This is a genomic window from Pseudomonas sp. AC169, assembly GCF_979258515.1.
The window spans coordinates 6,301,585-6,313,880 of record NZ_OZ409866.1 but is presented as its reverse complement, the minus strand read 5'-3'; the positions used below and the strand labels follow the sequence as shown (position 1 = coordinate 6,313,880).

Here is a 12,296-nt window from a genome sequence, read left to right as displayed (position 1 = left end):
GTGTCCGGTCTAGAAAAAGGCCAGGGTCAGGTTGACGCTGAAACCGTTGCCTTCAGGGCGGTTTTTGGTGTCGAACTCCGGCACCCAGCGCGCACTGACATTGGCTTGCGCATCGGCGAACTTGCCGGTCCAGCCCACGACCGGGCCGGCGCCTACAGAGCGCCCGCGATAACCGTTGAACGTGTCGGCGGTCTGGCCTTTGTCGTCGGTCAGTTGCTGGATATAACCGGCGGCGACCCCGGCGTTCCAGCCATTGCCAAAGCCATGGGTCCAGAGCGCATCGAGGCGGAAGATGTTGCCGTTGCGGTAATCGGTGGCGTCGTTTTCGGTGTAGCGCTCGAAAGCGCTCATGAGGCTGAACTCGCCACCCTTACCGTCGAGATGGGTGAACGCCACGGTCGGCATGAACGTGTAATTGTTCTGTCCGGGGTTGGCCAGACGGTCCTTGTTGTAGGCACCAGTGGGCACGTAGATCGGTAGCGAAAACGAGATGTGATTCAGCTCATCGAAGTGGTAGCCGGCGGCAATCGGCGTGATCAGGGCGTCGGCGAATTGTGTTCCCGAGTCGCTGTCACCCAGGGTGCGACCGCGCGGGCCGGTGATGCTGGCTTTGATGTCGGTGTATTGCACCGGCACGCCGATTGCCGAAGCGTAATTCCAAGGCCCTTTGCCGGTGTCCCAGACGTGGGTGAAGTTGCCCATGGTGTAGGAGACTTTCATGTCGATCCCGCCGCTGACCGCGCCGGAAATCGGTGCACCGTTACTGCCCTTGAGCGAGCCGTCGTACCAGATGCTGGTCAACGACATGACCCAGCCCGGCTCGGGCGGGACGATCCCGGCGTTGGAGAACACCTGCTGACCGGTGATCGGTCGACCCACGCCGCCCTCCGCTGCGTAAAGCAGAGGACTGCCGATCAGGCACAGCGCCAATAGCGGGCGCACAACGTTGGGCTTGATCATCAATCAATGACTCCGCTTATTGTTTTGAGTTGACCGGGATCAGTGGCGGCATTTTCCATTCGCCGCTGGCCACTTCCGGTTTTGGCAGATAAAGACGCAGGATCCCGTAGAACGGCCCGTTGGGCGCTGGCAGCCAGTTGGCCTGTTTGTCCTTGCCCGGGTTCTTGTGCTGCACATACAGGGTCAGGCCGCCGTCGGCATCCAGCGCAAGATCCGGCAGCATTCGCGAATTGATCAGGTAGCGATTCAGCGGGTTGGCCACCAGCAATTTGTTCTTGCCGTCATACATCGTCAGCGACCAGAACGCGTCGGCCGGGGGCAGGGCGCCCTTGTCGAAATGCAGGGTGTAATCGTGTTTCGAGGCGTCGGCTGGCTGGCCGTCCTTGTCGACGAAATAGCCGATGTAATTCGCTTCTTCAGCGGAGTTGCCGAATATGCCCATGTTGGCGCCGGCGTAGCGGTACAGGTAATTGCCCTTGAGGTGATCGCGGGTGCCGAAGAAATCCCCGCTGGTCACTTGATGGGTGTCGACCTTGTCCTTTTTGAACGCGGCAAATTCGGCTTTGGCATCGCTGATACCGTCTTCGAGCGCTTTGCGCTGCTCGGCTGAGAGTTTCTTCAGGTCGAACGGCTGGCCAGCGCCGATGCCGATTTTGCTGAAGCGTGCGAGCAGAGCCTTTTCGACGTCCTGCGGCGGCGTGAACGCCAGCATGAAATTCAGGTAACGAAACAGCTCCGGGGTTTCGCTCATGGTCGGCGTCGGTTTCGGCCAAGTCACTTTAGGTGCCGGCGCCGGAGCTTTCTGTTTGAGGTAGTGGCTGAGAGTTTCGACCTTGTAACCTTTCTGGATCTGTTTGACCTTGGCCAGGTCTTTCTCGTCGAACAATTGCGTGCGGTACAGCGCGTAGGTGATGTTGCTTTCGCTGCGCAGCAGGCGGTCGATGTTGACCGGTTGCTGACCTTGCCAATCCGGCCCGGCAATCATGAAATGCCCACCGTTGTTGCCGGTGCTGCGGGTGCCCAGATAGGCGAAGTTCTGCGTGTAGGCGTCGATCAGTTGCACCGAGTAATAACGGTGTTCTTCGATCGGCGGCAGGGTCAGGATCAGCGGCTCGGTGCGCAAGTCCATCCAGACGAAGGAGTAGGGCGTGTCGGCGTTGGGCGTGACAAACGCGGTGTCCTTGGCGGTGAAGGCTTTGGCAGTGTTGCCGATCTGGTTCAACGGCGACTTGTAGTTCGGGCTTTTGCTGTCGATGGCCTGGGTGTAGAGGGTTTTGTACATCTCCACCACCGGGAAGCCATACAGATAGGCTTCCTTGGCAATGCCCTGGGCTTCGTCAGGGCTGGCGCTGAAATCGGCCAGGACGCTGGTGCTCAGCGTAAGGGTCAGGCCGGTCAGCAACAGATTGCGTGTGTGCATGGTGCGTCCTTATTTATTGCGCGAGCGTGATGTCGTCGAGTTTCCAGCTCTTGTCGAAATACGCTTCAGTCGGCGCGTACAGACGGAAATAACTGAACCAGTGTTTGCCGGGCAGGGTTTGCACCCAGTTGCTTTCCAGGCCCTTGGGTGCGGTCGGGCCGAAGTACAGATCCACCGAACCGTCGGGGTTCTTCTGCAAATCCTGACGCGAAGAAAGGTCGGCCTTGCGCTGCGGATTGTCGATCAGGCCGCGGCTGGTGATGTCGTAAACAGTCATCGACCAGAATTGTTTGGCCGGCGGGTTGGCGCCAACGTGCAGGCGATAGCTCTTGCCACCGTCGAGCCAGTCACCCTTGGCGTCGGTGTAGGCGCCGAGGTAGGTCTGACCCAGCCCCGGCGTTTTGGAAACCATGCCCTTGGTGTTGGTGACCGCCTCGTAGAACCAGGCACTGCGTTCCCACAACTGGTCGTAATAGGCCACGCGTTGTGATGGCTCGGCGATGTTCAGCACCGTGTCCCAGTGCCGGTCGGGCCAATACTGAGCGTCAGGAAAACGCTTGGCGAAGGTGTTGGCCTTGGCAATCAGTTCGCCGACCTGCGCACCTTGCTCAAGGGCCTGACGTTGATGGGTATTGGGGTTGAAGGGTTTGTCCTTTTCGATACCGAGGCTGGCAAGCATCGCCATGTAGAACCGGTCACGCTCGTTGACCGGTTCTTTCTGAATGATCTGGTGCAGGCGTTCCCAGTAGGCGATGCCTTGAGGTTGCGTGCCGGACCAAGGTTTGCCTTGCGGCGAAAGCAGGCGAGTGTCGCCCGGCTTATTGCGTTGGGCGTACGGGTACATCTTGAACTTCTCGACCAGTGCCTTGCCCTTGGCCGGGTCCGGATCGAGCACACGGAAACCCACCAGCACGTTCATGGTTTCCGATTTCGCCAGGTAGTACCGGCCGGCATCTGCCGGTGGTTCGGCTCCGGGTGGCAGCACCAGGTATTTGCCGCCCTGACCCTTATCGGGGCCGGTCTGCCCCATGTCGATGATCGCCCGCTGCCAGAAATCACCGATGCCGCCAGCGGTCGGCCCCGGCGGCAACTCGATCACCAGTGGCCCGGTTTCACTCAGATCGACGAAGCCGAGAATGTAGGGGGTAGTGGCGTTGGCAGTGATCACCCCAAGCTTGTCTTCGTAGCTGTTGAGTACCATCAGATCGCCGCTGCGCGCGCCGAGCTTGTCGCGAAACTCTTCCTGCCACTGTGCATAAGACACCAGCGGCAAGGCCCACAGATAACTCTGGGTCGCCTGCTGGAAATCCAGTTCGGCGTACAGTTTGGCAATCGATTCATGGCTCGGCAGCTCGCCTTCCATAGCGATCTTGCCGATAGGGGTATCGAGGTCCTGGGCGCCGACGCCACAACTGACAAACATCATCATCAAACTGAAACCGGCGGCTTTGAGGGCTACGTGCATAGCGATTTCCTTACTTGCCAAACGTCACGTTGAGGCCGGCATAGAGGGTGAATTGCGGCAGGCCATCGCCCTTGCGATCAACCGTCCATTGCGGTTCGACGAAGGCGTTGAGGATGTTGCTGCCGGACTTCCAGGCCTTGCCCACACCCAGACCTATCGGGATGTAATGGGTGTCGTTTTTCAGGTCGAAGGTCCAGGTGCCGGTGGAGCGCAAATACCAGCCTTTTTCCAGGTTATGAATGATGAACGGTTGCATCGTGGCGCTCTCGACGTGGGCGCGGTCGTTGTCCCCGGCAAACGAGCTTTGGTATTGCACCAGTGCGCCAAGCAGACCGCGCGGCGAAGCGTCGATTGCTACCGCAGCCAGGCCGCCTTGCCATTTGCCGGTACCGAGTTCGTCCTGTTCAGCCGTCGGCGCCGTGATCAGCGGACCAATGCCCAACTGCACGCCGTCGGTTTTCAGAATGAAGATATCGAACAGGTTCAGATCGCCGATACCGGTGCTGTAACGGTTGTGCGGATCGGGGCGGGTGCTGATCGGCAGCGTGGCGCGAACCAGTTGCGGCACACCGATGAAATCGTTCGGGGCGATCGGCAGGGTGCCACGCAGCAACACGTCATTGGTGTGCGCGTTGCTGTCGTAGAGTTTCGGGGTGTAGTAGTCCTGCAGATTGGCGCCGGGCGCCACGTTCAACGGGTTGTTGCTTTTGTTGGAGTCCTCGGCGTTATCCGCCTGCGCGCCACACGCAGCCGCCAGCGAACTCGCCAGAAAAAGAGTCTTCCCCACTCGATTGAACATCATCCCCGATTCCCTGGTGGCCTATGGACAACTCGGCACATCTTGGCCGTTACGGCGTAATCCCTTTCTTATCAAGCCTGTAGGACACGTCTGAATGACGCTAGCAGCTAATCGGGAGTTAGCCAGCCGAATGGATTAATTCTTTGGTTTTGTGAGCAGGATCACGGTGATTTTGTGTACTCAAAGGCTGCTGCCCGTGTAGGAGCTGCCGAAGGTTGCGATCTTTTGATCTTGTTTGTAAGTTCAAGATCAAAAGATCGCAGCCTTCGGTAGCTCCTACCTATGCGTATTTCAATTCGGGATGTTTAAACGTTGTTTGGAATTTGCGGAACGTTCCCACAAGGTTTTCAGGTTGTCCGTCGGACGTCGGGTCTCTAGCCTGTGCTCGTCGCTGCCAAATCAGCGACCGGGACTGGAAACCCCGACGGGTATTAGTGGCGCGTACACGCCTTTCATAACGTATCCTTGCGCACTTCGAATGTGTGCAGTCCGTTATGGCGGCTGTGCGCGGGAGACCTTCGGGTCGACCGGGTCGCCGCTGCCCGGGTTTCCAACCTGCGTACAGCTGCCACCTCTTCGTCCGGAAACCGAATGCGGCAGCTCCAACTTTCCAGTGGAGTTCTACCATGAAAAAGCCAACACCCAACCCCCCAGAATCAGACGCCGACAGCACATCCCCCTACGCCTCAGTCGACAGTAAAAAACTTCACGAAGCCGCCGACCGCGCCCTCGACTACTACCTCAATCCCGCCGCCCGCATCATGTCCTGCGCCAACGAGCCGGAACCCATGTACCTCGCCAATCCCCGCTACAACACCGAATCCCTGCTCGCCAACGCCAGCGAAACCCTAGGCTCGGCCAGCGAAATGCTGATCAACTTCGCCGCCTCCCTGGAAACCTCGCAGCGCAAGACTGCACTGGGGATAGCACAGGTCGTCATGCTGGGTGAACTTGCGGTGAATCAAGCCTTGGATCACGTCGAGCTCAATGACTGATCTCTATTGAATGATCGTTCCCACGCGCAGCAAAGGAATGCCGCCCTTGACGCTCTGCGTCAAATTCGCAAGCTGAACGCAGAGCGTCCCTTGAAAGACGGTTGGGCATAACCGTGACAATTGCAGGAGCAAAGGCTTGATAAGGAAAATGGTTACAAACAGGCGGATTAGCCTATGGCTGGTGGCAGTTTTATCCGTCAATGCGGTTTTTTTGGCTTTTCTGATTTTTGGTGATATTGGGAAAGGGCGCGACAGGAAAATGATCAAAACCAAGGAGCCGTTGCTGATTGAAGGTCCAAATGGCGACGAGAACTACTATGTCCTGCCTTTGGGTACCACGCTTTATCACGATAAAAGCTTTCCTGAAGGGCATGACCGTTATGTGGTGTATCTCAACCATAAAGGCGCAATTGCACACGAAGAAGTAACCATGAGGCCTGAGTATGGCGGCTCATTAATCGATCCCCTCTGGCTGGCCAATGTTAATGAGGAAACCTTGAAAGACATTTTCAAACGTTTTCCGCTTTCCAAAGAAGATGTCGCCGCTGCGATCAAGGCCAATGAAATAACCAAGGATGATCTGGCCGACATCATCCGATCGATGCCCGACTGACGGTTTTGCAGGTGTCGAGTGAAACGAGGCTGTGATCTTTTGACTTTGCTTTTCAAGATCAAAAGATCGCAGCCTTCGGCAGCTCCTGCATGTGATATCCGGTTCAGCCGTTTTTCTTGGCCTGTTCGCGAACGCGCTCTTCCTGCTCCCGCGCTTCTGGGGTGAACTCGGCGCCGAAGTCTTCGGCAGAAAATATCTGGCGGATTTCGATTTCAGAATCGCCCGGCATCGGATTGGGGCAACGCTTGACCCATTCGATGGCTTCTTCCTTCGATTTCACTTCCCAAATCCAGTAGCCCGCCACCAGTTCTTTGGTCTCGATGAACGGCCCGTCGATGACCGAGCGTTTGTCCCCGGAGAAGCGTACGCGGGCGCCTTTGCTGCTCGGATGGAGGCCATCGCAATCGATCAGGATGCCGGCCTTGACCAGTTCTTCGTTGAAGTTGCCCATGGCGGTGATCAGCTCTTCGCTGGGCATGATGCCGGCTTCGGAATCGGCGCTGGCTTTGACAAGGATCATGAATCGCATGGCGGTTACTCCGTGGATTGTGGGGATTCGTTGTTTAGTCGAACGAGCCAGCGGTGAATCGACAGGGTCTCTAAATAAAAGACCGGTAACACCACAGAATCCAATGTGGGAGCGAGCCTGCTCGCGAAGAGGTCGTCACATTCAACATTTATGCTGACTGGTCCAACGCTTTCGCGAGCAGGCTCGCTCCCACAGGGGGAATTGCGCAGCTTTTGTATACAATTTTGCGCGCAGGCACCCAACAATTTAAAAACAGGGCATAGGTCGTCGGACAATTTCGTGGTTAACTTCCGCCTCTTGCATGCTTTCCAATCAAAACATCAGAAGGACTCAAGTCATGGCTCAAGTCACCCTTAAAGGCAATCCGGTTCAAGTCAACGGCCAGTTGCCACAAGCCGGTTCCAAGGCGCCAGCCTTTTCTCTGGTTGCCGGCAATCTGTCCGACGTCACCCTGCAAGACTTCGCCGGCAAGCGCAAAGTCCTGAACATTTTTCCAAGCGTCGACACCCCGACCTGCGCCACCTCCGTGCGCAAGTTCAACGCTCAGGCCAACGAAGTGGCAAACACCGTGGTGCTGTGCATCTCCGCTGACCTGCCGTTCGCTCAAGCGCGTTTCTGCGGCGCCGAAGGTCTGGAAAACGTCCAGAACCTGTCGACCCTGCGCGGTACCGAGTTCATCGAGAACTACGGCGTGGCCATTGCTGACGGCCCGCTGAAAGGCCTGACCGCTCGCGCCGTTGTGGTTCTGGACGAAAACGACAACGTCCTGCACAGCGAACTGGTCAAGGAAATCGCTGAAGAGCCTAACTACGAAGCGGCGCTGTCCGTTCTCAAGTAAGCGCTTTTACAATTGTTAACGGCCTGGCCCTGTCCAGGCCGTTTTCATTTGTGTATCAGTGTTTTGCCTCACACCTTGAAACGTAAGGTGTAAGTAAATTGCCGGTAAAGCTGCTTTGCTAATTCCCCATCAGTGCTTATCGTTCAGCCTCCCGTAAAAGAAGCCCACGCGCCCAATGGTTAATCACTCCATGCAATCGTCCCCCCGTAACTCCCGTCGCTGGCTGATCAGCTTGCTTGTCCTGTTGGTGATCGCTGTCCTGTGCTGGAAATTCTGGCCTGCCGGCTCGAGCCACAAGGAGGGCGCTGACAAGGCTGCGGCCGGGCACACCGGGCGGTCGGGGATGATGCGGCCGGGCTTCGGTGGCGGCAGCGGGCCGATTCCGGTGCGCGTGGCGCCGGCGGTCACCGGCGACTTCCCGTTGTATTACAAGGCGCTGGGCACGGTGACCGCGCTCAACACCATCAATGTGCGCAGCCGGGTGGGCGGCGAGCTGGTCAAGATCAATTTCGAAGAAGGCCAGATGGTCAAGGCCGGCGACCTATTGGCCGAGATCGACCCGCGTCCGTACCAGAACGCCTTGCTGCAGGCCGAAGGCACCTTGTTGCAGAATCAGGCGCAACTGAAGAATGCTCAGGTCGATGTCGAGCGTTATCGCGGTCTGTTCAAAGAGGACAGCATCGCCAAACAGACGCTGGACACCGCCGAAGCGCTGGTCGGTCAATATCTGGGCACGGTCAAGACCAATCAGGCCGCAGTCAACGACGCCAAGCTCAATCTCGAATTCACCAAGATCCGCGCGCCGATTGCCGGTCGCGTCGGTCTGCGGCAGGTCGACGTGGGTAACCTCGTCACCGCCAACGACACCACGTTCCTCGCGGTGATCACTCAGACGCAACCGATCAGCGTGGCTTTCACGCTGCCGGAAAACAGCCTCGAAACCGTGCTGACCCGTTACCGCAGCGGCGCCAAGCTACCGGCTGAAGCGTGGGATCGCGGTGATACCAAGCTGCAAGCCACCGGCGTACTGCAAAGCCTCGACAACCAGATCGACGTCGCCACCGGCACCCTGAAATTCAAGGCCCGTTACGAAAACCGCGATCAGGCGCTGTTCCCCAACCAGTTCGTCAACGTTCACCTGTTGGCTGACACGCTGAAAGGCGTGGTGCTGGCACCGTCGGCGGCTATCCAGTTCGGTACCAACGGCACCTTCGTCTATGCGTTGGATGGCGACAAGAAAGTCACCATTCGTCAACTGAAGATCGGCGCCAGTGATGGTGAAAACACTGTGGTCACTGAAGGCCTGACTGCCGGCGACCGTGTGGTGCTGGAAGGCACCGACCGCTTGAAGGAAGGCAGTGAAGTGGAAGTGGTCAACGACAGCAATCAAGTGCCGACCACGCCGACCGAACACCTGCAAGGCAAATCCGCCGCCAACGCGCCGGATGCTGCGGTGACTGACAAGGCCAAGAAGGGCGCATGAACATTTCGCGGCTGTTCATCCTCCGACCGGTAGCCACCACCCTGAGCATGCTGGCCATTGTCCTGGCCGGTCTGATTGCTTACCGCTTGCTGCCAGTTTCTGCACTGCCGCAGGTCGATTACCCGACCATCCGCGTCATGACCCTGTATCCCGGCGCCAGCCCGGATGTGATGACCAGTGCCGTGACCGCGCCGCTCGAGCGCCAGTTCGGGCAGATGCCAGGCCTGACGCAAATGGCCTCCACCAGCTCCGGCGGCGCGTCGGTGCTGACCTTGCGTTTCAGCCTCGACATCAACATGGACGTCGCTGAGCAGCAGGTGCAAGCCGCCATCAATGCTGCGACCAACCTGCTGCCGACCGATTTGCCGGCGCCACCTGTGTACAACAAGGTCAACCCGGCGGACACCCCGGTGCTGACTTTGGCCATCACCTCGAAAACCATGCTGCTGCCCAAACTCAATGATCTGGTCGATACGCGCATGGCGCAGAAGATCGCCCAGATCAGCGGCGTCGGCATGGTCAGCATTGCCGGCGGTCAGCGTCAGGCCGTGCGGATCAAGGTCAACCCGGAAGCGCTGGCGGCCAACAGCCTGAACCTGTCCGACGTGCGCACTTTGATCGGCGCCTCCAACGTCAATCAGCCGAAGGGCAACTTCGACGGCCCGACCCGGGTGTCGATGCTCGACGCCAACGACCAACTGACCTCACCCGAGGACTACGCCAACCTGATTCTTGCCTACAAAAACGGCGCGCCGTTGCGGCTCAAGGACGTGGCGGAAATCGTCGATGGCGCCGAAAACGAACGCCTCGCTGCGTGGGCCAACCAGAATCAGGCCGTATTGCTCAACATTCAGCGTCAGCCGGGTGCCAACGTCATCGAAGTGGTTGACCGCATCAAGGCATTACTGCCGAGCATCACCGATAACCTGCCGGCCGGCCTTGATGTCACTGTTCTGACTGACCGCACGCAAACCATCCGTGCATCGGTCACCGACGTACAACACGAATTGCTCATCGCCATCGCCCTGGTAGTGATGGTGACGTTCCTGTTCCTGCGCCGCGCCAGTGCGACGATCATTCCGTCGGTGGCCGTGCCGCTTTCCCTGATTGGCACCTTCGGCGTGATGTACCTGGCCGGGTTCTCGGTCAATAACCTGACCCTGATGGCGTTGACCATTGCTACCGGTTTCGTGGTCGACGATGCGATCGTCATGCTGGAAAACATTTCGCGCTTCATCGAGGAAGGCGATAGTCCGATGCAGGCCGCGCTCAAAGGCGCCAAGCAGATCGGCTTCACCTTGATCTCGCTGACGCTGTCGCTGATTGCGGTACTGATTCCGCTGCTGTTCATGGCCGATGTGGTCGGGCGGTTATTCCGCGAGTTCGCCATCACCCTGGCTGTGGCCATCCTGATTTCGCTGGTGGTCTCGCTGACCCTGACGCCGATGATGTGCGCGCGTCTGCTCAAGCGTGAGCCGGAAGAACACGAGCAGGGCCGTTTCTACCGTGCCAGCGGTGCTGTCATCGACTGGATGATTGCCGAATACGGTCGGATGCTGCGCTGGGTGCTCAAACACCAGCCGCTGACCTTGCTGGTCGCTATCGGCACACTGGCGTTGACCGTGTTCCTCTATATGGTCGTGCCGAAAGGCTTCTTCCCGGTGCAGGACACCGGGGTGATTCAGGGTATTTCCGAGGCGCCGCAGTCGATTTCCTTTGCCGCGATGGGTGAGCGTCAGCAGGAACTGGCGAAAATCATTCTGGAAGATCCGGCAGTGCAGAGCCTGTCGTCCTACATCGGTGTCGACGGCGATAACGCCACACTCAACAGCGGACGCTTGCTGATCAATCTCAAGCCCCATGGCGATCGCGATCTGAGCGCCACGGAAGTGATTGCGCGTCTGCAACCGCAACTGGACAAACTGGTCGGCATCCGCCTGTTCATGCAGCCGGTGCAGGACTTGACCATCGAAGACCGCGTCAGCCGCACTCAGTATCAGTTCAGCATGTCCTCGCCGGATTCCGAGCTGCTCAGTCAGTGGAGCGGCCGTCTGGTCGAAGCGCTGGCACAACGGCCGGAACTGACCGACGTTGCCAGTGATTTGCAGGACAAGGGCTTGCAGGTCTATCTGGTGATCGACCGCGATGCCGCCTCACGCCTTGGCGTTTCGGTGGCGAACATCACCGATGCGCTGTACGACGCCTTCGGCCAGCGGCAGATCTCGACCATTTACACCCAGGCCAGCCAGTACCGCGTGGTGCTGCAAGCCCAGGCCGGGGAGAAGATCGGTCCGCAGGCGCTGGACCAGATTCACGTCAAGACCACTGATGGCGCGCAGGTACGTCTGTCGAGTCTGGCCCACGTCGAAGAACGTCAGGCGCAGCTGGCGATCACCCACATCGGCCAGTTTCCGGCGGTGATGATGTCGTTCAACCTGGCCCCCGGTGTGGCGCTGGGGCATGCGGTCGACATCATTGAACAGGTGCAGCAGGACATCGGCATGCCGGTCGGCGTGCAGACCCAGTTCCAGGGCGCGGCGGAAGCCTTCCAGGCCTCGCTGTCGAGCACCTTGCTGCTGATTCTGGCGGCGGTGGTGACCATGTACATCGTGCTCGGCGTGCTCTACGAGAGCTACATTCACCCGATTACCATTCTTTCCACTTTGCCGTCGGCGGCGGTCGGCGCCTTGCTGGCGTTGCTGCTCAGTGGCAATGACCTGGGCATGATCGCGATCATCGGCATCATTCTGCTGATCGGTATCGTGAAAAAGAACGCGATCATGATGATCGACTTCGCCCTGGATGCTGAACGCAATCAAGGGATGGCGCCGCAGGAGGCAATTTATCAGGCGGCGCTGCTGCGCTTCCGGCCGATTTTGATGACCACGCTGGCGGCGCTGTTTGGTGCGGTGCCATTGATGCTTGCGACCGGTTCCGGGGCTGAACTGCGTCAGCCGCTGGGTCTGGTGATGGTTGGCGGTCTGCTGGTGAGTCAGGTGTTGACGCTGTTCACCACGCCAGTGATCTACCTGTATTTCGACCGCCTCGGTCGACGCTTTGGCAAGACCAATGCGGATGCCGAAGAGGTGTCGGTATGAAAGCAGCTGCAAGCTTCGAGCTACAAGCTGCAAGAAAAAAGCACATCCTGCGCATGTTTCTAGCTTGCAGCTTGCAGCTTGAAACTTGGAGCTGGC

General features: G+C 58.5%; 10 protein-coding genes. 5 read left to right on the top strand and 5 right to left on the bottom strand.

What is annotated here, in order from left to right; genetic code table 11:
• Positions 1 to 9: 9 nt before the first annotated feature.
• From ACZZ0G_RS27985 to ACZZ0G_RS27970, 4 genes are read right to left on the bottom strand one after another with little or no spacing between them, the layout of a single operon-like run.
• Positions 10 to 960 (bottom strand): SphA family protein, encoded by a 951-nt coding sequence (locus ACZZ0G_RS27985; RefSeq protein WP_463558426.1) that lies wholly within the window; start codon positions 958 to 960, stop codon positions 10 to 12.
• A 16-nt stretch (positions 961 to 976) separates the two neighbouring features.
• Entirely contained in the window at positions 977 to 2,380 is a 1,404-nt protein-coding gene (locus ACZZ0G_RS27980) for a DUF1254 domain-containing protein (protein ID WP_463558425.1), read from the bottom strand.
• Between the two features lie 13 nt (positions 2,381 to 2,393).
• A complete protein-coding gene (locus ACZZ0G_RS27975; protein ID WP_463558424.1) occupies positions 2,394 to 3,845 on the bottom strand; it encodes a DUF1254 domain-containing protein in 1,452 nt (483 codons plus the stop codon).
• Positions 3,846 to 3,855: 10 nt separating this feature from the next.
• Positions 3,856 to 4,644: a hypothetical protein gene (locus tag ACZZ0G_RS27970; protein ID WP_463398652.1), complete on the bottom strand. Its 789-nt coding sequence runs from the start codon at positions 4,642 to 4,644 to the stop codon at positions 3,856 to 3,858.
• Positions 4,645 to 5,270: 626 nt separating this feature from the next.
• Here ACZZ0G_RS27970 and ACZZ0G_RS27965 point away from each other — a divergent pair.
• Positions 5,271 to 5,639 carry a DUF6124 family protein gene (locus ACZZ0G_RS27965; RefSeq protein ID WP_463558423.1) on the top strand — a complete coding sequence of 123 codons (369 nt, stop codon included), beginning with the start codon at positions 5,271 to 5,273 and terminating at the stop codon, positions 5,637 to 5,639.
• A gap of 136 nt (positions 5,640 to 5,775) precedes the next feature.
• The gene (locus ACZZ0G_RS27960) at positions 5,776 to 6,252 is read left to right on the top strand and encodes a hypothetical protein (protein ID WP_463558421.1); all 477 of its coding nucleotides are present in this window, start codon (positions 5,776 to 5,778) and stop codon (positions 6,250 to 6,252) included.
• A 103-nt stretch (positions 6,253 to 6,355) separates the two neighbouring features.
• On the opposite strand, the gene ACZZ0G_RS27955 is transcribed toward ACZZ0G_RS27960, so the two are convergent.
• Positions 6,356 to 6,781 carry a YciI family protein gene (locus ACZZ0G_RS27955; protein WP_463558420.1) on the bottom strand — a complete coding sequence of 142 codons (426 nt, stop codon included), beginning with the start codon at positions 6,779 to 6,781 and terminating at the stop codon, positions 6,356 to 6,358.
• Between the two features lie 337 nt (positions 6,782 to 7,118).
• Between ACZZ0G_RS27955 and tpx the strand changes: the two genes are divergently transcribed.
• From tpx to ACZZ0G_RS27940, 3 genes are all read left to right on the top strand, one after another.
• On the top strand, positions 7,119 to 7,619 hold the full coding sequence (tpx, locus tag ACZZ0G_RS27950) for a thiol peroxidase (RefSeq protein ID WP_463558419.1): 501 nt from the start codon (positions 7,119 to 7,121) through the stop codon (positions 7,617 to 7,619).
• 175 nt (positions 7,620 to 7,794) lie between these two features.
• Positions 7,795 to 9,102, top strand: a complete 1,308-nt coding sequence (locus ACZZ0G_RS27945; protein WP_463396391.1) for an MdtA/MuxA family multidrug efflux RND transporter periplasmic adaptor subunit — start codon at positions 7,795 to 7,797, stop codon at positions 9,100 to 9,102.
• Positions 9,099 to 12,200 carry an MdtB/MuxB family multidrug efflux RND transporter permease subunit gene (locus ACZZ0G_RS27940; protein WP_463558418.1) on the top strand — a complete coding sequence of 1,034 codons (3,102 nt, stop codon included), beginning with the start codon at positions 9,099 to 9,101 and terminating at the stop codon, positions 12,198 to 12,200. The genes ACZZ0G_RS27945 and ACZZ0G_RS27940 overlap by 4 nt, the downstream gene beginning before the upstream one ends.
• The last annotated feature ends 96 nt before the right edge of the window (positions 12,201 to 12,296 follow it).